Here is a 20,281-nt window from a genome sequence, read left to right as displayed (position 1 = left end):
CGGATCTTCCTTTGTCGCAAGGGGCGCTAGAGCGGAGGGGACTGGGGGGGCTGGGGGACGTCGACCTTGAGCAGGAACATGTCGCGGCTGCCCTGGTGCTGACTGCCGGGGACGAGCACGCCCTCGGTGTGGCCGGCGAGGAACACCCTGCCGCACGGGTCCACCCACAGGGCCGTCGCCTGATCATTCCCGGAGGTGCCGCGCTGCCACGTTCCCCGCAGGCGCCCGTCCGCGCTGAAGCGCAGCACGAACAGGTCCCGGGCGCCCTGGTTGTTGAAGCCCGGGAAGCTGCCCTGGGTGGAGCCCGCGACGTAGAGGTCGCCATTGGGGGCGCGGGCCAGCGCGGTGATCAGCTCGCTGCCCTGCGTGCCCACCTGCCTGAGCCACTGGACCTGGCCGTCGCTGGGGTTGAGCAGGGCGAGGAAGACGTCCACCTCCCCCACGACGGGGACGCCGGGCTCCAGGGGCATCTGGCTGGAACCCGCCAGGAAGAGCTGGTTGTCGGGCGTCAGCAGCAGCTCGTCTGCTTCGGTGGCCACGGGCGCGATGACGCTGGTCCAGAGGAGGTTGCCGTTCGCCGGGTCGATGCGCCGGACGTAGGCGCCGCCGGGCCCCTCGCTGTCCGCGAAGAACTTGAAGCCGGAGGCGAACAGGGCATCCCCGCTGGGGCTGGCGGTGAAGCCCGTCAGCCGGTCCGGGTTGGACTCCACGGTGGAGGCGAACTTCCAGGCCGCGCTGGACGCGAAGCCATTGCCGTCGCGGTTGATGCGGGTGACGAAGCCATTCTCCGAGTCCAGCACCACGCGGTTCTCGACGTACAGGTCCTCGAACCCCGCGACGAACACGCTGCCGTTGGGGTGGACGGCGACCTTCAGCGGGTGCTGCGGTCGCGCGTCGCCCTGCTGCACGGTCCGCCTCTTGTTCCCCTTGCCATCCAACTGGGTCACGAAGAGGTCGAACTGTCCCCGGTTGGTGGAGTTCTCCAGCGCGCCCGTGGTGCGGCCCACCACCGTCAGCAGCTCCTGGGTCTCGTTGCCGACGATGTGCTCGGCGACGTCCGTCCCGCCCGTGTCGGTGACCTCCGTGCGGTCCAGCGTTCCGTTGGGCAGGAAGCGCAGCACCACCGCCCGCGAGTCACCCGAGGGTTCGATGTTGGTCTGCCCCAGGTTTCCCCGCTCATAGCCCGCGAGGTAGACGGCACCGGAGCTGCCGGCCCAGATGGACAGCGCCTCGTCCGCGCTGGAGGTCCCGCCCTGGTAGTCATGCTGCCAGGCCGTCTGACACGTGCCCGCGGGCTCCTGCGGGTCTTCCTCGCCCGTGCAACCCATCGTCCCCAGCACCCCCACGGCCAGCACCAGCCCCAGCCCCTTGCGCGCGCCCCGGCTCTCTCTGTGTTGCGACACTGACCACCACCTGTTGTTTGTGCGAGGCATGGGGAATCCATGCGCTGGAAGACGCGTGCGGTTGGGACGGGGCATCAAGGCGCGGCGGAGTTGCGGGCCTGGGCCTGCATCTCCAGGCGGATCTGCTCTTCCTGGGTGCGGCGGCGCTGCTCCTCCGTCGCCATCCACGCGGTGAGCTGCTCCATGTTGGTGCCCCGGGCGCGCTCGCCCAGCGCGAGCGCCCGCTGCATGTCCTGTTCGGCCAGCAGGCGGTACATCTCCATCTTCCCGCCCGCGAGCATGTAGCGGCGCTCGGTGTCCTGACCGCCGAAGATGTTCTGCTGGAGGATGATGTCCTCCGCGTGCGCGAGCAGTTGTTCGCGCTGGGGGTTGTCCTTCCACGCGAGCGCGGCCTTGAAGTAGTCCACCTCCATCAGCCGCTCGTACTGCTCCCGGGGCTCCACCTCGCCGCGACCCGGGTCCTTCAGGCCGTCGGCCAGGGTCTTCATCATGTCCGGGCCGGAGAGCAGCTTGCGGTACGCGTCGCGGCCCTGCTCATCCAGCAGCACGTGCTTGTGGTAGTGCATGAACAGGCCCAGGGGTTTGTTGTCCTCCAGCACCTGGGCAATCAGCTCCTTGGGCATCAGCGGGGGCCGCTCGGTGCCGGGGGGCAGCGGCGCCTCCGGCACCTGGAGCGAAGGAGGGGCCTTCACGCTGGCGGCCGCGACGGCGGGCGCCACGGCCAGCGCGGCCGGTGTCTGGGGTTGCGCGGTGGCCACGGGCGACGCGGTGTCGGAGGACTGCGGCTCCATCCAGAGCCAGACACCTCCCAGGCCCACCAGCAGGGCGAATCCCAGGACGACCCAAGTGCGGCTGCGCTTCATGGTGCTCCCCTCCGAGGACTGACGGAATGAACGGGCCCGGGGCCCACGACGGGCCCCCGGGCGGACTTCGCTGTGACGGGATGGCGGGGCTGCCGCGCGACTACTGCGGCAGCGCGTCGGCGGGGATGCCGCGGTACAGGATGATGCGGTTCATGTACTCGACGTCGTCGTTCTGGAAGCGGGCGGAGCCGACGAGGAAGCCCTGGGCGACGAGGATGTTGGAGACCTGGTCGCGAGACTCCGGCTTGAGGTTGTAGACCTTGCCGGAGTGGGTGCCCTTCTCCACGGAGACGATGGCGTCCGGGGTGCCATCCGCCCGCAGCAGCTCGTCACCGACCTTGAGCGTCTGGGCCTGCACCAGCCGGCCCTCGCGGTTGAGGACGGGGTGCTCGTTGGTGACCCGCAGCTCGCCGCCGGACGCGGTGCGCACGTTGAAGATGATGTGCTCGCTGTCGCGCGTCTCGGAGGTGTAGCTGTACACCTTGCCCTGCGTGAGCTGCGGGGCGTCCAGCGTGGAGTCGGGGCCCAGCGTGACGATGTCCTCGCGGCCCTGCTTCATGGCCTCCAGGATGTTCGCGTCGCCGTCGCTGAACAGCACGCGCTGATCCGGCGTGAAGCAGGACGACTCGCAGTAGGCGACCACGAAGAAGCTGCTGCTGTTGGCCACCGGAGCCCCGGTGCCCGCCGGGTTGGTGTAGAGGCGGCAGTCGTCGGGGTTGGTGGGGTGGGGGAACAGTTGCGTGCCCGTGCCCACGGAGGCGTTGTTCTCGAAGGTGGGGTACAGCGGCCGGGGCCGGGTGGCCGTGTGGGACCACTTGAAGTAGTTGGCCGTCGCTCCGGTGGTCTCCTGCGCCACGGTGTAGAGGGGCGTCGCGTCGAAGGTGCCCCACGCGTGATAGAAGTTGACGTTCCACTGGAACGAGCTTCCGGAGAAGGACTTGTCACCCAGCGGGTTCACCGCGGTGTTGACCTCCTTGTAGTCCTTGGCGAACTGGAAGCTCGCGTCGAACGCGCGCGAGGACAGGAACCACGCGTCGGGGTTGAGGACGTTGCGGAGGAGGCCGCACTTGCGGGCCCGCTCGATGCGGATGTTCGCCTGCGCCGGGGTGAGGCTGTCGGTGCTGCAGCGCCACTCCTGCAGGGGTTCGGCTTGCGCCGCCAGCGGGAAGAGGGACAGCGCCGCCAGCGCGGCGAGGGGACGTGAGATGGGTGAGGTCATCCTGCTTGCTCCTTGGGGTACGGGGACACGGCCAGACAGCGCACCAGGGCACTACTGCGGCAGCACGTCCTCGGGGACGCCGCGGTACAGCAGGACGCGGTTCATGTATTCGATGTCGTCGTTCTGGAAGCGGGCGGAGCCGACGAGGAAGCCCTGGGCGACGAGGATGTTGGAGACCTGGTCGCGCGACTCGGGCTTGAGGTTGTAGACCTTGCCGAAGTGGGTGCTCTTCTCCACGGAGACGATGGCGTCCGGGGTGCCGTCGTGACGCAGCAGTTCGTCGCCGACCTTGAGCGTCTGGGCCTGCACCAGCCGGCCCTCGCGGGTGACGACGGGGTGCTCGTTGGTGACCTTCAGCTCGCCGCCGGACGCGGTGCGCAGGTGGTAGAGCAGGTGCTCGCTGTCGCGCGTCTCGGAGGTGTAGCTGTACACCTTGCCCTGGGTGAGCTGGAGGTCGTCCAGCGTGGCGTTGGCGCCCAGGGTGATGACGTCCTCGCGGCCCTGCTGCATCGCCTGGAGGAGGTTCGTCTCACCATCGCTGAACAGCACCTTCTGGTCCGGCGCGTAGCAGGACGACTCGCAGTAGGCGATGACGTAGAAGTTGGTATTCCAGACGGTGGTGCCCGTCGCGTCCGAGTACAGGTTGCAGTTGTTCAGCGTGGGGTGGGGAAAGAGCTGCGTGCCGCTGCCGGCCACCGGGCTGTTCTCGAAGGAGGGGTAGAGCGTGCGGGGGCGGCTGCTGGTGTGCGACCACTTGAAGTAGTTCGCCGTGGGGCCGCTCGTCTCCGCGGACACCGTGTACATGGGCGAGTTGTCGTACTTCGAAAACGCGTGGTAGTAGTTGACGTTGTACTGGTTGAGGTTCCCCGTCCACGCGCGGTTGGTGTTGAACTCCTTGTACTCCTTGGCCCAGTCGAAGTTCGTGTCGAAGGCCTTGCCCGACAGGAACCACGAGTTCGGGCCCGCCGGGTTGAGGTTCTGGGTGAGGCCGCACTTGCGGGCCCACTCGATGCGCGCCTGGGCCTGCTCCGGCGTGAGGCTGTCGACGCTGCAACGCCATTCCTGCATCGGCTCGGCGACCGCGGCGGCGGGCAGGAGGGTGAGGACCGCGACCTTCAGGAAGGTGGGGAGGGACGGCTTGCGCATGTGGGACCCGTCGCGTGAGCGATTGAGAGGGACAGCCTGGCTGGGAAGGGAGGGCCCCCCTTCTTCAGGGGGGGCCGGTGACGCGTCGTGGGCGGGCTACTTCACCTTCGCCATGACGACGCCGGGGTTGCGGTTCTCCGTCCAGACGACGTGACCGCCGCCCGCGGAGATGCTGTTGATGTTGAAGGCGGCGGCGAACGTGGCCACCGGGGCGCCGCCCGCCAGGGGGAAGGCCAGGACGTTGCCGGGGTTCAGGTCCTCGGCCACCCAGAGGCGCACGCCGTCGCTGGCCAGGCCGGTGATGCCGGGCCGCGTGGTGAACAGGCTGACGGCGCCGCCGCCCTTGGGCATGCGCTGCACGTCGTTGCCCTCCTGCCAGAAGAGGTTGGCGCCATCCACGGTGAGGCGGCCCGTGAGGCCGACGCGGCCGGTGGCGAGGGCGGTGGTGGCGCCGCCCGCCACGGGCAAGGACAGGATGGAGCCGCCCTGGGTGATGAACAGGCTGGTGCCGTCGGTGGCGATGCCGCCCAGGCCCGTGAGGCCGGTGGCGAGCGTGGACACCGCGCCGCCGTTGACGGACACCTTGAGGATGGCGCCGCTGGCCTCCGTCCAGAAGACGCTGACGCCATCCGTGGCGACGGCGATGGGGTCCGGGCGGTTGAAGGCGAGGACGCTCTCCCCGCCGCTGTCGAGCGAGGCCTTCATCACGACGCCGGCGGCGCGGCGCTCCACCCAGTAGCCGAAGCGGCCATCCGTGGCGGAGCCGGAGATGTCGAACCGGGAGACGGGGGTGAGCGGGTGGTCCGCGTTGAGGAAGTCCTCCATCACCTGCTTGCGGAAGGGGATGAAGGTGTTGGCCAGGGCGTTGGACACGACGAAGCGGGTGCCTTCCGGCCCCGTCTGCGTGCTCTCCGAGCTGTGCACGAAGGACGCGGAGTTCGGGAAGGTGATGCCGCCGCCCATGGGAGCGCTGTTGCTGCGGTCATGGCAGCCGCCGCAGGAGAGCGCCTGGGCGCGGGCGACAATCTGGTTGGGCGTGAGCGGGCTGCCCAGCCGGGTGAGCTCCGTCTGGATGTCGGTGCGGAAGGTGCTGGCGCCGCTGCCGAACTGGGTGGAGTAGTCGTCCTCGGTGCTGAAGGATTGCGCGTCGCTCTGGGCGGCGTTGAAGTTGTCCGGGACGCTGTAGTTGAAGGTGTTGACGTTGTTGACCGCCAGCTCCTCCACCTGGGTGATGAAGTGCGCGCGGAAGCTGGGCGCCAGCGCGTGCGCGGAGGCGGGATTGAAGAGCCGTCCCGCCGGGTTGGCCTTCACCGTCACCGGGGCGAACTTCAGGGTGCACACGCCGGCCGGGCACTGCCGCTGGATCTTGAACTCCTTCAGCATCCACGGCCCGCCAATGAACATGTTGACGCGCACCTGACCGATGCCCGCCGGGTTGAAGCCGTAGTTGTTGATGTGGATGACCGGAGAGAAGCCGGGTAGGCCGGTGAAATAGAAGTCGCGCACGGCGGTGGCGCGGGCGGCCAGGGTCTTGGTGCTCAGGTCGCGCCAGAAGGACTGGACGGGACGACAGCCGTCGATGCCCAGGTCCGGACGAGGGTTGGGGAGGGCGGCCTCGAAGATGATGAAGTTGCGGCCTCCGCCTCCACCTGTCTTGCCAAAGACGACGCGGTACTCACCACAGTCCGCACCGGACGTGGGCGCCAGGTCGAAGCGGTTGTAGATGCCGATGGCGGAGTAGGAGTTGATGTTGGTGATGCTGGTGGGGACCGCCTGCGCGCCCTCGGAGGTGCGGCAGCCATTGGGGAAGCCGTTGAGCAGGTTGCCGCTGTCGTTGCAGTGCGCGCTCGGCTGGAGGTCCGCCTGCCCGGTGGCGGGGTTCTGCGTGTCCCAGAGCTGACGGAACAGTTGGGTGGAGTTCAGGCCCGTGCCGCCGTTCTGCGCGGCGAGCTGGTTGAGGACGTTGGACAGGGTGAAGTTGGTCAGGATGGCCGTCTCGGTCAGCACCACCGACTTGCGGGCATCCACCGTCTGGGGCAGCACCGAGCCCAGCCCCTGCTCCTGGCCCCGGTTCGTGACGCCCATGCCGCCACGGTCGGAGATGGGATCCCGCGGATCCACGGAGGCTTCGTCCGGCCCCTCGGCCTGACAGCCCGCGCACAACACGGCTCCAGCCGCGAGCGCGGCCTTGAGAGAGTCCTTCAGCATGTGGGGATTCCTTCCGCCGCGTTGGACGGGTGCCGTCAAAACAGGCGATGCCTGTTGTTGACTCGGGGAATAACTATTGTCGCACTATAAGTGAAAGTCAAACCCGGCCTAATGCTTGGCATGCAAAGCGTTTTATGTGGCTCAGGCCGTTTTTGCTGGTTCAGCGGATCCGGCGGAATTCCACTGGATTGCCGAGACACGATTGTGTTTGAGGAACGGTCTGTCCTGGATGGAATCCTGACGGGCCGTATCGGATGAGCCCGCGGTGCAGAATCCGCCTGGGAAGGTTCGGCGTCGCGTCCGGATGCGTCAGCCGTGCCGCACGCGGACGTGCGGGGCGAGTCTGTGATTGATGTGTTCTACAACTCTCGCGGAGCCGCCCGCAAAAGGCAGACAGGCCACGAGCACGTCACGGCCCTGTTCGTCCGCGTCCCGGCGCGCGGGCCTCATCGGGGGAACGCTGGCACGTCGAACCGAGGCGGTGGCGCCTCTGCGGCGGATTCGATGAGGCGCTTCATGCGGTCGTCGTCGAGCTCCACGCCCGCGCAGGCGAGGGGGCAGTCTTCGCTGCGCTTCTCATCGCGCGGGCCGTTCGGCTCTCGCGGACTCGGTGCCAGGACTTCCGCACGGGAGGCCCTGCATTCGCGTGAGGTCTGGACCTCCGCCACGCAGGCCCGGGCCGCCGTCGCGGGGATGACCGCGTCCGGTTCTGTCGCGAGGCCCCCCGCGGCCGCTGCCTGGACGCGTGGATCCGGGGAGCGCAGCACGTGGGCCAGGAGCGTCTGCTTTTCAGCGAGGGAGAGGCGGCGGTCGCTGGCGATGGCTCCCACGTGAGCCGGCAGGGGCGCGCCCTGGAGGGCTGCCTGGGCCGCGACCTTGAGGGCCTCCGGGAGCACCCTGATGCCGGGCACGGGCTTGAGTCCCAGGAGCAGGTCGAGGACTGCCTCGCGTCCACCCAGGCGGTCCGCATGGTCGGGGGCGAGCAGCTTCGCCACCACCCCGGGCGTGGCGGTGAGTCCGTCCAGCAGGTCAGGTTCGCGTTCCATCACCCAGTCGAACAGGGCCTCGGCCCGCGCGGGGTCGGCGAGATCCAGGTTCAAGTGCAGCGTGCGGAGCTGCGCCGGGGTCAGTGGCTTCAGCACGTCGATGACGTCAGCCGGGGGCAGCTTCGCGAGGTAGCGGGACAGGACCTGCACCGTGGTCTCCGTGCAACGGGGCTGGGTCCGCGCGATGGCGCGCAGCCGCTCGGTGGACAGGGACAGGGCGTAGGCGTCGTCGAGCTGGTGGCAGGGAACGGTCGCGGTCCAGGCCCGGAACGCCGCGTCACTGGCGGGGGCGCGCCGCTGGAGTTCGCCCAGCAGGTCCACGAAGAGGGACAGGGCGCGGTGCTCCAGGAGGGCCCGGTCGAGCCAGGCGGTCTCGAGTCGGGTGAGGGGGGGCGTCGTCAGGACATGGAGGCCGGGTGAGCGGCCTTCGCGTAGCTGCAACAGCGCGTCGGTCCGTTCGGAGGAGAGCTCCGCGGCTTGCGACAGGAAGTCTCGCTGCACCGCCGCGGGCTGATTCCACAGCCACCACGCCAGGGGCGACGCACGGCTTTCGAGGACGGTGAGCCGTTCGGCCACCTGGGCGCGCCGGGCCAGGGTCATCAACTCCAGACATCGGGGGCCCGGGCAGGCGCCGTCGCGCAGCAGTCTTGGAAGGCCCGCGCGCAGTCCTTCGTTACGGCAATCCGGAGAAAGGACCGCATCCAGCAGGCGTCCCTGCCGCGCGAGCGTGTCCGCGACCTGGCGGCGTTGTTGGGGCGTGTCCGCGACGCCACACAGATGCATGAGCGGCGTGGGTGGGCTCAAGGGATACAGCTCGCGCGCGGTGGGGTGCGCGGCGTATTCCATCCGCGCGACGCCCACGCCTTCACGGGCGAGGTTCGCGAGCCCGGTGAGGGCCTCGGCGCACGGGTGCTCAGGCGCGTAGGGGCCGCCCCTGCATTCGTACCGCATCACGAGCGCGTGATACCGGTGGAGCGGGTCGGCCTCTCGCACCCAGGCTTCACAGTCGGTGGGAGCCACGCGCGCGTTGGAGGCAGCACGGGTGACGAAGCCGTTGCGGCCTTTCATGCGAAAGCGAAGGTCCTGCGTGTCGGGCGTCATGCCACGGGCTTCGAGTTCCAGGGGGGCGTCCGGGTCGCCGCTGCCCGCTTCCAGGACGGTGAAGAGGAACCGGCAGCCGCCGACCGATTGGGAGTCCGGTGCGGAAGGCCGGGTGCCATCCGCGCAAGGGATGGGAAGGAAGCCGACGGTCGCGGGCTGGAGGGCGTAGCGGTCCTTCTCCCCGAAATGGGCAAGCTCGGCGGCGTGGAGCGCGGTGAGGCCGCACAGTGCTTCGGTGGAAGGGTCCGAGGGCGCGCCAGAAGCCGCGACCAGGACGAACAACACCCCACCTGCAAGCAAGCCCATGCGTACGGTTCCCTCTCCAACTCGCTGTTCAGTCGCGAGGAGCCGCCGCGCGAGACAGCCTGTCCCTCACGGCGATGCCCAGGCCGCTCGCCAAAGGCAGACAGGCCACGAGCACGTCGTGGCCCTGTTCATCCGCCTCGCGCAGCCGGGCGTACAGGACGCGCGCGGCCTCGGCCGGCTCTCCTGGCACGTCGAACCGCTGCACATCCCCAGGCAGTGACAGCGACGCGGGGCCGAGCACGCCCACGCGCAGCCCCTGTGACTTCAGCATCTCCACCCGCTGAGCCACTTCGGAAGGCTCCGCCAGCACCACGCCTGCGCGTGGCGCGTAGTGCGACGCCAGCGAACCGGACACGCGCACCGTGGTGGACGCGCGCACCGGCACCGTCCTGCCCAGCACCCGCTCCACCTCTTCCGTCGCCAGGCCTCCAGGCCGCAGGATGGCGGGCGCACCGGAGGACAGGTCCACGATGGTCGACTCCACGCCCACCGTGGACGGACCGCCGTCCAGCACCAGGTCCACGTCTCCACCCAGGTCCTGCTGAACGTGCTCCGCCGTCGTCGGGCTGACTCTTCCGAACCGGTTGGCGCTCGGCGCGGCGATGCCTCCGCCCAGCCTGCGCAGCACCTCCAGCGCCACCGGATGCCCCGGCACCCGCAGCGCCACGGTGTCCTGGCCTCCCGTCACCGCGTCCGTGGCCCTCGCCGTGCGCGGCAGGACCAGCGTCAACGGCCCCGGCCAGAACGCCTTCGCCAGCGCCGTCGCTTCGTCCGGAATCACCCGGGCCCACTGGGACAGGTGCTCCGTCCCCGGGATGTGGACGATGAGCGGGTGGGTGGCTGGCCGGCCCTTGATGGCGAAAACACGACGGACCGCCAGCTCGTCCTCGGCGTTGGCCGCGAGTCCGTAGACCGTCTCTGTTGGCAGGGCGATGACACCGCCGCGTCGCAGCAATTCGACTGCACGGTCGAGGAGGTCGGGATTAAGCATGGCGCGGTCGCAATCTCCCCCCAGGAGCCCCCATGGGCAAGTCGCACGTCTTCGCCGCGCGCAGCCAGATGCCAGTCCCCACCGCCGACCTCTTCGACTGGCACACCCGCGAGGGCGCCTTCGAACGCCTGTCTCCTCCCTGGGAGACCGCCGAGGTCGTCGAGCGCACCGGCGATGGCATCCGCCCCGGCGCCCGCGTCGTCGTGAAGATCCACCTGGGTCCCATCCCCCAGCGCCTGGTCGCTGAACACACCGGCTACGTGGAGGGCGCCTCCTTCCAGGACACCCAGCGTGAAGGCCCCTTCACGAAGTGGGTCCACGACCATCGCATGCACGCCGGCCCCGCCCCCCAGGCCTCCGTCCTGGAGGACGCGGTGGAGTACGTGCTGCCCGTGGGGGCGCTCGGGGACACCTTCGGCGGGGGCTACGCGCGCCAGCGGCTGGAGCGCATGTTCGCGTACCGCCACACCCTCACCCGCCTGGACCTGCGCCGCCATGCCGCCTTCAAGGAGCAGGGGCCCCTCACCGTGGCCATCGGTGGTGCCTCCGGCCTCGTCGGTTCGGCGCTGGCGTCGTTCCTCACCACCGGGGGCCACCGCGTGAAGCGGCTGGTGCGTGGCCGTCCGAACGCGGCCCGGGGCGACATCGCCTGGGCGCCCGACCGGGGCACCGTGGACGCGGAGGGCCTGGAGGGCCTGGACGCGGTGGTGCACCTGTCCGGGGCCAACGTCGCGGAGGGGCGTTGGACGGAGGAGCGCAAGCAGGAGCTCCTCAAGAGCCGCACGGAGAGCACCCGCGTGCTGTGCGAGGCCCTGGCCCGCGCCAGCCGCAAGCCCCGCGTGCTCGTCTGCGCCTCCGCCATCGGCCTCTATGGCAGCCGGGGCGATGAGGAGCTGACGGAGACGTCCGGGGTGGGCGGTGGCTTCCTCGCGGACGTCACGCGCCAGTGGGAGTCCGCCACCGCGCCCGCGGAGGCCGCGGGCATCCGCGTGGTGCACCTGCGCATCGGCGTCGTGCTGGATGCGAAGGGCGGGGTGGTCGGGAAGCTCGCGCCCGTGTTCCTCGCGGGTGGGGGCGGGCCCATCGGTTCCGGGAAGCAGTGGATGAGCTGGGTGGCGATGGAGGATTTGCTGGGCCTCATCCAGTTCGCCATCGGCACGCCGTCCCTGCGCGGCCCGCTCAACGCCGTGGCGCCGAACGCCGTGCGGCAGGGGGACCTGGCCCGGGTGCTGGGCAAGGTGCTGCACCGTCCGGCCCTCTTCCCGCTGCCGGCGGGCGTGGTGAAGACCGTGTTCGGGCAGATGGGCGAGGAGACCCTCCTGTCCAGCGCCCACGTCCTGCCCACGGTGGCCCAGGCCCACGGGTTCCCCTTCCAGTTCCCCGACCTGGAAGGCGCGCTGCGCTTCACCCTGGGCCGCACCACCGAGGGCGCGGAATTCCGCCACACGTAGGCCGGTGCTTGACACTCCCGGGGCGGGGGGCCAGAAGTGCGCCGTTTCCCCCTCGCTTCGAGGAGTCCTTCCTGATGATCCAGGTCGACGGGCTGACGAAGTACTACGGCGAGCACGCGGCCATCCGCGACCTCGCCTTCACCATCGGTCAGGGTGAAGTGATTGGCTTCCTGGGCCTCAACGGCGCGGGCAAGTCGACGACGCTCAAGATTCTCGGGTGCGTGCTGCTGCCCACCTCGGGGCGCGTCGTCATTGACGGGCACGACGTGGTGAACCAGTCCCACGAGGTGCGCCAGCGCATCGGCTACCTGCCGGACGTGCCCCCCGTCTACGAGGAGATGACGGTGGGCGAATACCTGGCCTACGTCGCCCGCCTGCGCGACGTGCCCGCCAAGGCCACCCCCGTCCACGTGGGCGAGGCCGAGGAGAAGACGGGCCTGCGTGACGTGCACGGCGAGGTCATCTCCACGCTCAGCCACGGCTACCGCCAGCGCGTGGGACTGGCGCAGGCCCTGGTGCACCGGCCCGCGCTGCTCATCCTGGACGAGCCCACCAGCGGGTTGGATCCGCTCCAGATTGTCGAGATGCGCGACGTCATCCGCGGCCTCAAGGGCGCGCACACGGTGCTCGTGTCCAGCCACATCCTCCCGGAGATCTCCCAGACGTGTGACCGGCTGCTCATCATCCACAAGGGCGCGCTGCTCGCGCAGGGCAGCGAGGAGGAGCTGTCGCGCAGCCTGGGCGGTCCGTCCATCGAGCTGGACGTGCGGGGCTCGCGTGCGCGCGCGCTCGAAGTGCTCCAGGGGTTTGGCGCGGTGGAGGTGCGGCAGGGGGAGGGCGAGGTGCTCGGGCTGAAGGTGGCGGTGTCCCCGGACCTGCGGCCCCAGGTGGCGCGGGCGGTGGTGGGCGCGGGGCTGGAGTTGCTGCGGCTGGATGCGGGCGAAGGGCAGTTGGAAGCGCTCTTCCTCAAGCTGACGGGCCAGGAGGTGCGCGCGTGAAGGCGCTCCTGATTGCTCGCCGCGAGCTGGCCGGCTACCTGCGCACGCTCAGCGGCTACGTCATCCTCGCGGTCATCCTCGCGGTGAACGGCCTGTTCTTCAACGCGTACGCCCTGGGCGGCGCGAGCAAGCGCTCCGCGGAGGTGCTGTCCGGCTTCTTCTACTACTCCAGCGGCTTCACCATCGTGGCGGCCATCCTGGTGTCCATGCGGCTGCTCGCGGAGGAGCGTCAGACGGGCACGCTGCCGCTCCTGTACGCGTCTCCGGTGCGCGACCGGGACATCGTGCTGGGCAAGTTCCTGGCGGGGCTCGCGTTCCTCGCGCTCTACCTCGCGTGCACGCTGTACATGCCGCTGCTGGTGCTGGTGAACGGCAAGGTGTCCTTCGGGCACGTGGCGGCGGGCTACCTGGGGCTGTTGCTGCTGGGCAGCGCGTCGCTGGCGGTGGGCACGTTCGGCTCGTCGCTGGCGAAGAACCAGCTGCTCGCGGCCATCTTCTCCGCGGTGATGCTGGTGGCGCTCATCCTGTGCTGGTTGCTCGCGCGCATCACGGAGCAGCCGCTGTCGGATGTCTTCAGCGCGATGTCGCTGTGGAACCAGCACTTCCCCCCGTTCCAGGCGGGACTCATCCACGTGCGCGACGTCGTCTACTACCTGGTCGTCACGTACGTGGCGCTGTTCGCGGCGACACGGGTGTTGGAAGCGCGGAGGTGGCGATGAGCACGCCGGTTTCCTTCGGTACCGGGCTGGCCGCGACGGTGGCCTTCGTCGCGGGGTTGGTCGCGGTGTTCCTCGCGGAGCGCGTGCTGGGCGTGGGCTCCGGCCGCGTGGCCCTGGCCGCGCTGGGCGTCGCCGTCGCCGTGGGCGCCACGGGCTGGCGCGTGGTGCGGATGCTGGCGGCCCCTCCGGCGCGGCGCGCGCTGGAGCGGTGGGTCCTGGCCCTGTACGCGCTGGGGCTGGGGGCGCTGGTGCTCTACTTCCTCCAGGGGGACGTGGGGACGGCGCTCTTCGGGGCGCCGCTGTCGCGCTCCGCCCCGAGGTTGGCGGGGGTGCTGGCGGTGCTGTTCCCGGCGCTGCTCGTGTGCGCGCTCCTGCCGCTGGCGTTGGTGGAGGCCGCGCTCGTGGCGATGGCGCGTGCACCGGTGCCGGAGACGGGGCGGGTGCGCAGCGCGCTGTTCTCCGGTCTGGGCATGGCCTTCGTGGGCGTGTTCGCGTTCGCGGCGACCTACGTGGCGACGAAGGCGGATGCCACCTGGGACCTGTCGTACTTCCGCACGGCCCGGCCGGGCGAGGCGACGCGCAAGCGGGTGCTCGGCCTCAACGAGCCCTTGCAGGTGACGCTCTTCTTTCCGCCCGCCAACGAGGTGGGGGAGGCGGTGCGGCAGTACTTCCGCGACCTGGAGCCGGAGAGCCCGCTGCTCAGCGTGGAGTCGTTGGATCAGGCGGTGGAGCCCGCGCGGGGCAAGGCGCTGGGCGTCAGCAACAACGGCTCCGTGGTGCTGTCACGCGGGGACCGCAAGGAGGTGCTGACCCTGGGCCTGGACATGGAGCGTGCGCGGGGGCAGCTCCAGCGGTTGGACGCGGAGGTGCAGCGGCGGATGCTGTCGGTGGCGAAGCCCCGGCGCATCGTCTACCTGACGGGCGGCCATGGGGAGCGCGCCGACACGCGGCCTGTTCCCGGTGAAGCGGCCCGGCCGTCGGTGGCGCAGTTCAAGGAGCTGCTGCGCGCGCAGAACGTGGACGTGCGCACGCTCACGGCGGCGGAGGGGCTGGGCACGGAGGTGCCGCGCGACGCGGCGCTGGTGGCGGTGCTGGGGCCCACGAGCGAGCTGCGCCCCGAGGAGACCACCGCGCTTCAGGAGTACTGGATGCAGGGCGGTCGGCTGTGGATCGCGCTGGAGCCGGACGGCGCCGCGCTGGAGCCGTTGCTCAAGCCGATGGGGCTCCGGTCGCTGCGCGTGCCGCTGGCGAACGACCGCGTCTACTTCCGCACCACGCGTCAGGTGAGCGACCGGGGCAACCTGGGCACCGCGAGCTTCTCCTCGCACCCGTCCGTTACGTCGATGTCCGCGCTGGGGTCGCAGGCGGCGGTGGCGTTCCCGGGCGCGGTGGCGCTGGAGCTGGTGTCGCCGCCCGTGCCCGGCGTGAAGCTGGACACGAGCGTGCGTGCGCAGGCGGAGACCTTCGCGGATCTCAACGGCGACTTCGAGCCCCAGGCCGGTGAAGTCACACGGGCATGGCCGCTGGTGGTGGCGGTGGAGCGTCCGGCGGCGGGGGAGGGCAAGCCCGCGCCGCGAGCGGTGGTGATGGCGGACGCGGACGCGCTGGGCGACGGCATCCTGGGCAACGTGGGCAACGCGTACCTGGCGGTGGACACGCTGCGCTGGTTGTCCGGGGAGGAGGCGCTCTCCGGTGCGACGACGAGCGAGGAGGACGTGCCGTTGCAGCACACGCGCTCGCAGGACGTCGCGTGGTTCTACGCGACCGTCTTCCTGGCGCCGGTGGTGGTGCTGGCGGTGGGCTTCTTCGTGACGCGCAGGCGCGGACGGCGTGCGCCCCGGAGCGCCGCGGCAGTGGGAGGTGCGCGATGAAGGCGCGCGACGTGGCCGTGCAGGGAGTCCTTGCGGGCGTGGCCCTGGTGGCCGCGTTCTACGTGTGGCAGCGCGAGCCGTCCCGCGCGGCGGGCGAGGTGACGGTGGAGGACGCGCAGGTGCGTTCGCTCGACCGGGTCCGCTACGAGGACGAGGCGCGCTTCGTGGAGCTGTTCCGCGATGCCCAGGACCGGGACGCCATCTGGGTCCGCCTGGGCAACAAGCCCGTGAAGCCGAAGGTGGAGCCCGTGGGCGTGGATGCGGGGGACGCTGGCGGCAACGCGGAGCCGCTTGTCCGCGCAGCGTCCGATGCGGGGGCCACCGGCAGCGCACCCGATGCAGGCGTCGCTGCTCGCGGCGCGGACGCAGGAGCCCTCGCGACCACGGGCTCCGAAGCCGCCCCCGTCCCCGTGGCCCCGCCCCGCGAGCTGCGCGGCAACGACACGGCCCAGAAGCTGTTCGCGAAGTTCGCCCCGCTGCGGGCCCAGCGCGACCTGGGCGTCCTGGACGCAAGGAAGCTGGAGGAGATCGGCCTCGCGAAGACGGAGCGGGCGCTGACGCTCACCGTGGACGGCACCCCGAAGACCTTCCGCCTCGCGGCCCCCGCTTCCGGCTGGGGCGCGCCCTACCTCCAGCGCCCCTCCGACAGCCACGTCTTCCTCCTGGGCCCCGCGCTGCTGTCGGACCTGGAGGCCGCGTCCAGCCGGCTCGTGGACCGGCGCATGCACACCTTCGACGTGGACGGCTTCGACCGCGTGGTCATCACCTCCGGAAACAAGTCCCGCGCCTTCGTGGCCAGTGGCCAGCCACCGGGCGCCGTGCAGCTCGCGCCCGTGGACGCTCCCGGCACCCCGGACGACTTCGCCCGCAACTGGCACGACCGCGTGTGGCGCCTCACCCCGATTGAGTTCCTCGGCCGGGGCGAGTCCCCGCCGGGCCTCGCCGCCACGCCCGCCTTCCGCATCGAATACCAGCGCGCCGGCAAGCCCGTGGGCGAACTCTCCATGGCGATGACGCCGGACCACACGTGGTACGCGCGCACCGAACTCACCCCGGGCTGGACGCGCATGGGCGGCGGCCTGGAGTCCCTGGCCGAGGAGGCCGCGAAGCTCACCGCGCCGCCGCGCTGAAACGCCCGTCAGGACACCGCGGCGGGGCCTGTCTCCACGCCCAGCCGCACGTCCACGAAGCTGTAGCCCGGCCAGGGGCCGCTGAATCGGTACGCGTACACCTCCGTGCGCGCCGCCAGCGTCCTCAACCGCGCCTCGAAGGCGGCCACCGCCGCGCGGTCCACCAGGAAGGCCGCGTTGAGCAGCATCCGCTCACCCAGGGGCGCGGACTCGTGCGTGCCCGCCACCAGCGGCCCCAGCCCGTCGCGCAGCACCCCCATGTCCCGCGTGGTGCGCTCCAGCAGCGCAAGCTCCATCCGCTGCTCGTGGTCCTCCTCGGGCTCGGAGGGCCGCCGCGCCAGCTCCGGCGCTTCCTCCTCCAGCCTGCGCGCCAGCGCGTCGCGGTGGCAGTACACCTTCAGCCCCAGCTCCACGCGCCCCTCCAGCACGTCCAGCGCGCGCACGAGCGGTGCGTGCGCCGTGCGCAACACCTCCCGCACGCGCTCCTCCGACGGCAGCACCGTGCCGAAGGCCACCGGCACCACCGTGTGCTCGCGCAGCACCGCATCCGCCACGCGCTGATGCGTCAGCAGATGGGACCGCGTGGGCGCCACCCGGAGGCCCGCCGTGTCGGACACCAGCGCCACCAGGTCGTCCTCGCGCACCGTGCGCACCGGCGCCGTGCCCAGCCCCGCCAGCTCCGGCTCCCAGCCTCCCTCCGCCCGCAGGATGGCGTACACGTAGCGCGCCCGGCTTCCCCGTGACACTTCCGCCTGCTGCTTCGTCGCCATGGCGTGAACCGCCTTTCGACTGAAACGCTTCAGCGTGCCGCGGCCGTCTCTCTGCGCGCGATCATCTTCTTCACCTGCTCCACCAGCGCGTCCGGCAGGCACGGCTTGGTGACGTACGCATCACACCCGGCCTGGTTCGCGTCCTCCGAGTGCCCCTTCAGCGCGTGCCCGGTGAGCGCCACCACCGGGATGTGCCGCGTGCGCGCGTCGCCCTTCAGCCGGCGCGTCGCCTCCCAGCCGTCCATCACCGGCAGGGACAGGTCCATCAGGATGACGTCCGGCACCAGCTCGAAGGCCTTGTCCAACGCCTCCTGGCCGTTCTTCGCCTCCGCCACGCGGAAGCCGGAGAACTCCAGGTACTCCGCGTACATCTCCCGGGCATCCTGGTAGTCGTCCACCACCAGCACGAGCGGCTTGGGTTTTTCCAGGGTGTTCGTCATGTCCGTCTCGCGCGTCGTGGAAAGTGCAGGGTGAAGGTCGAACCCTGGCCCGGGCTGCTCTGGAGGGAGACGCGTCCCCCCAGCATGGTGGCCAGTCGACGGCAGATGGACAGCCCCAGGCCGGTGCCCCCATAGGCCCGCGTGGGGGAGCTGTCCACCTGCTGGAAGTCCTCGAAGATCTTCTCCTGGTTCGACACGTCGATGCCGATCCCCGTGTCCTTCACCGAGATGGAGAGGATGCCGGTGCCGTTCTGATACTCCGCCGACACCTGCACGCTGCCCTCATGCGTGAACTTCAGCGCGTTGGACAACAGGTTGAGAACAATCTGTTTCACCTTCTGTCGGTCGGTCCACACGCCCGGCAGACCTTCCTCCAGGTGCGTCTCCACCGTCAGCTTGCTGCGCGCGATGATGGGGTCCATCTCCGCCATCACCTCCTGCAACAGCTCCGACAGCCCGAAGTCCGTCAGGTGCAGCGGCATCCGCCCCGCCTCGATGCGGGTGATGTCCAAAATCTCGTTGATGACCTCCAACAGGTGCCGCCCGTTGGAGTCGATGCGGGTGAGGTTGCGGCGCTGCGGCGGCGTCATCTCTCCGGACACGCCCTGCAGCAGCATGTTCGTGTAGCCGAGGATGGCGTTGAGCGGCGTCCGGAACTCATGCGACATGTTGGCCAGGAACTGCGACTTGGCCGCGCTCGCCTGCTCCAGCTGGATGGCCTGCCGGCGCAGCTTCTCGTTCTGTTCGGCCAGCTCCGCCGTCGCGGACAGCACGCGCGCCTCCAGCTCGCTGGAGACCTCCTTCACCCGCTCCAGCAGCCGCGCCCGCTCCAGCACCTCCGTGCGGTCGTGGAAGACGGTGACGATGCCCGTCAATTCGCCCTGGTCGCCCACCACCTTGTTGGCCATGGCCTCCATGGGCACGGGCGCGCCGCTGGTGGGGTCGTCCAGCGTCAGCTGGCTCTTCCACCGCGACACGCCCGCGTTGTCGGGGCCCAGCAGGTGGGAGAGGAAGGAGCCGAAGAGCCCCTCATTCGCGCGCACGCGGCGCATGAAGGCCTCGCCCGCCTCGCGGGGCCAGGCGAAGAGCCGCTCGGCCGGGTCGTTCATCATCACCATGCCGCCGGACGGGTCGGACAGGATGATGGGGTCCGCCACCGAGTCCAGCACCCGGTCCAACCGGTGGCGCTCGCTGCGCGCCTCGCGCTCGGTGGCGCGCAGCCGCCGGTCGCTCTCCCCCAGGGCCTGCGCGGCGCGGCCCAGGTCCGTCACGTTGCGCAGCACGCTCACCACCACCGCGGGGCCGTCCGGCGCCAGCACCGGCGTGGTGACCAGCTCGAAGAGCAGGTCCATGCCCTCCACCGGGTCCACCAGCGGCACCTCCAGCCGGTGCACGCCCGTCCCCGTGGCGCCGCCCTGCGCGAGCGTCTCCCGGAACAGGCGCTGGTTGAGCTCCACCGCCCGCGCCCGGCCCGGGCTGGCATCCGGGCCCGCCACCAGCAGCGCCTCCGCGCGGCCGTTGGCGAAGAGCAGCACGCCCTCCGGGTCCGTCAGCAGCACCGGATCCGACACCGCGTTGATGACCCGGCGCAGGAGCCGGTCCGGCTCCAACCGGCGCGGCGTCCGGGCATCCGAGGCCGTCAGCCGCGCGAGGAGCGGCCCGGCGCAGGACGCCGCCCAGGCCACGTCCCGCGGCACGCCGGGCCCGGACAGCCCCACCGCCAGGAGCGCGACCGGGGGCGCCCCGGGCCGGCCCAGCGGCACCGCCAGGAAGCCGCCCGGAAGCACGTTGCCTTCGAAGGCGTCCGCCGCCAGCCACCGGGCCCCGGGCCGGGTGTGGAAGGGGGCCAGCGCGGAATCCGGCTCCTCCCAGGCCCGCCCGAGCGCCGCCTGCTGGGCGCCCGTCAGCCCCTCGCTGGCCAGACACCCGGGCACCGTCCCGCCGTCGCCTGGACCCAGGCACGCGACCGGCGCGCCAGTCTGCCGGGAGAGCCACTCCACCACCGCCCGCGCACAGGCGACGGCGGACTCGCAGGCGAGCAGGTGCTCGGCGAGCACGAGGCGTGCCCCGGCATCGGCTTCGGCGGGGGGCAGCGGGGCTGGAGACGCCACGTACTTACGCTCCGGGTGAGGGTTCACGCGGTGGGAGTCCGCGTTCCGGCGAGTCTGCGGTGCGGACCTCCGAAAATGCCACCACGATGCGCGCCTCCCCCTCCAACGGGGCGGCGCGCCCCGAAGTCCCCAGGGCCCGCGCATCGAAGCGCAGCCCCCGGTCCAGCATCCGGTCCAGCAGGTCCACCAGGCTGGCAGCGCCAGCGATGCGTTCCACGGGCATCTCGACACCGCTCCTTGGCCCGCCCGGCGCGCGGACCCCCGGCCTGGGTGTTCTAACGCGCTGGGGTTGGTGTGCCCCAGCCTCTCCCGCGCCCGGGGCATGACTTGCCAACACCCGGGGCAGGGGTCTGTTGGATCGCGCACACCCCATGCCAGGCAGGCGGCCGGTCAGGCCACGGCAGGCGCGGCTTATGCCCTGGGGGGCGGATTCCTAGCCTTGAGCCATGAATGACGAGCGCCTGAACAAATCTCTCTGGACGGTGACCACCCCTCCCCGGGACTTCCC

Annotated in this window: 16 protein-coding genes; 5 read left to right on the top strand and 11 right to left on the bottom strand. The window is 70.8% G+C overall.

Annotation, left to right across the window (positions count from 1 at the left end; all coding sequences use genetic code 11):
• Positions 1-26: 26 nt before the first annotated feature.
• From D7Y13_RS13700 to D7Y13_RS13670, 7 genes are all read right to left on the bottom strand, one after another.
• Entirely contained in the window at positions 27-1,403 is a 1,377-nt protein-coding gene (locus D7Y13_RS13700) for an NHL repeat-containing protein (RefSeq protein WP_120582295.1), read from the bottom strand.
• Between the two features lie 74 nt (positions 1,404-1,477).
• The gene (locus D7Y13_RS13695; protein ID WP_120582294.1) at positions 1,478-2,266 is read right to left on the bottom strand and encodes a hypothetical protein; all 789 of its coding nucleotides are present in this window, start codon (positions 2,264-2,266) and stop codon (positions 1,478-1,480) included.
• 100 nt (positions 2,267-2,366) lie between these two features.
• Complete coding sequence (locus D7Y13_RS13690; RefSeq protein WP_120533411.1) at positions 2,367-3,485, bottom strand: Hint domain-containing protein; 1,119 nt, start codon at positions 3,483-3,485, stop codon at positions 2,367-2,369.
• Between the two features lie 51 nt (positions 3,486-3,536).
• The gene (locus D7Y13_RS13685; RefSeq protein ID WP_120582293.1) at positions 3,537-4,631 is read right to left on the bottom strand and encodes a Hint domain-containing protein; all 1,095 of its coding nucleotides are present in this window, start codon (positions 4,629-4,631) and stop codon (positions 3,537-3,539) included.
• A gap of 96 nt (positions 4,632-4,727) precedes the next feature.
• Entirely contained in the window at positions 4,728-6,839 is a 2,112-nt protein-coding gene (locus D7Y13_RS13680; protein WP_120582292.1) for an NHL repeat-containing protein, read from the bottom strand.
• Between the two features lie 446 nt (positions 6,840-7,285).
• Positions 7,286-9,292 (bottom strand): serine/threonine-protein kinase, encoded by a 2,007-nt coding sequence (locus D7Y13_RS13675; RefSeq protein WP_147444175.1) that lies wholly within the window; start codon positions 9,290-9,292, stop codon positions 7,286-7,288.
• 28 nt (positions 9,293-9,320) lie between these two features.
• Positions 9,321-10,283 (bottom strand): L-threonylcarbamoyladenylate synthase, encoded by a 963-nt coding sequence (locus D7Y13_RS13670; RefSeq protein ID WP_120582290.1) that lies wholly within the window; start codon positions 10,281-10,283, stop codon positions 9,321-9,323.
• Between the two features lie 32 nt (positions 10,284-10,315).
• Here D7Y13_RS13670 and D7Y13_RS13665 point away from each other — a divergent pair, with 32 nt between their 5' ends.
• The 5 genes from D7Y13_RS13665 (at position 10,316) to D7Y13_RS13645 (ending at position 16,452) form a co-directional block, all read left to right on the top strand.
• A complete protein-coding gene (locus D7Y13_RS13665) occupies positions 10,316-11,734 on the top strand; it encodes a TIGR01777 family oxidoreductase (RefSeq protein WP_120582289.1) in 1,419 nt (472 codons plus the stop codon).
• Between the two features lie 74 nt (positions 11,735-11,808).
• Positions 11,809-12,732 carry an ABC transporter ATP-binding protein gene (locus tag D7Y13_RS13660; protein ID WP_120533405.1) on the top strand — a complete coding sequence of 308 codons (924 nt, stop codon included), beginning with the start codon at positions 11,809-11,811 and terminating at the stop codon, positions 12,730-12,732.
• Positions 12,729-13,451 (top strand): ABC transporter permease, encoded by a 723-nt coding sequence (locus D7Y13_RS13655; protein WP_120533404.1) that lies wholly within the window; start codon positions 12,729-12,731, stop codon positions 13,449-13,451. Before D7Y13_RS13660 ends, D7Y13_RS13655 begins: the two co-directional genes overlap by 4 nt.
• Positions 13,448-15,322: a motility-associated ABC transporter substrate-binding family protein gene (locus D7Y13_RS13650; RefSeq protein ID WP_120582305.1), complete on the top strand. Its 1,875-nt coding sequence runs from the start codon at positions 13,448-13,450 to the stop codon at positions 15,320-15,322. Before D7Y13_RS13655 ends, D7Y13_RS13650 begins: the two co-directional genes overlap by 4 nt.
• Positions 15,319-16,452, top strand: a complete 1,134-nt coding sequence (locus tag D7Y13_RS13645; protein ID WP_120582288.1) for a hypothetical protein — start codon at positions 15,319-15,321, stop codon at positions 16,450-16,452. The genes D7Y13_RS13650 and D7Y13_RS13645 overlap by 4 nt, the downstream gene beginning before the upstream one ends.
• Before the next feature lie 8 nt (positions 16,453-16,460).
• On the opposite strand, the gene D7Y13_RS13640 is transcribed toward D7Y13_RS13645, so the two are convergent.
• The 4 genes from D7Y13_RS13640 to D7Y13_RS13625 are packed head-to-tail and all read right to left on the bottom strand — an operon-like array spanning position 16,461 to position 19,996.
• Positions 16,461-17,222, bottom strand: coding sequence for a GvpL/GvpF family gas vesicle protein (locus tag D7Y13_RS13640; protein WP_120582287.1), 762 nt, complete (start codon positions 17,220-17,222; stop codon positions 16,461-16,463).
• A 29-nt stretch (positions 17,223-17,251) separates the two neighbouring features.
• Positions 17,252-17,662 carry a response regulator gene (locus tag D7Y13_RS13635; protein ID WP_120582286.1) on the bottom strand — a complete coding sequence of 137 codons (411 nt, stop codon included), beginning with the start codon at positions 17,660-17,662 and terminating at the stop codon, positions 17,252-17,254.
• Entirely contained in the window at positions 17,659-19,773 is a 2,115-nt protein-coding gene (locus D7Y13_RS13630; protein WP_120582285.1) for a PAS domain-containing sensor histidine kinase, read from the bottom strand. Before D7Y13_RS13630 ends, D7Y13_RS13635 begins: the two co-directional genes overlap by 4 nt.
• A gap of 4 nt (positions 19,774-19,777) precedes the next feature.
• Positions 19,778-19,996 carry a hypothetical protein gene (locus D7Y13_RS13625; RefSeq protein ID WP_120533400.1) on the bottom strand — a complete coding sequence of 73 codons (219 nt, stop codon included), beginning with the start codon at positions 19,994-19,996 and terminating at the stop codon, positions 19,778-19,780.
• Positions 19,997-20,281 lie beyond the last annotated feature (285 nt).

Source organism: Corallococcus praedator (assembly GCF_003612125.1).
GTDB lineage: Bacteria > Myxococcota > Myxococcia > Myxococcales > Myxococcaceae > Corallococcus > Corallococcus praedator.
The sequence above is the reverse complement of the archived record's forward strand: the minus strand, read 5'-3'. Positions and strand labels throughout refer to the sequence as shown.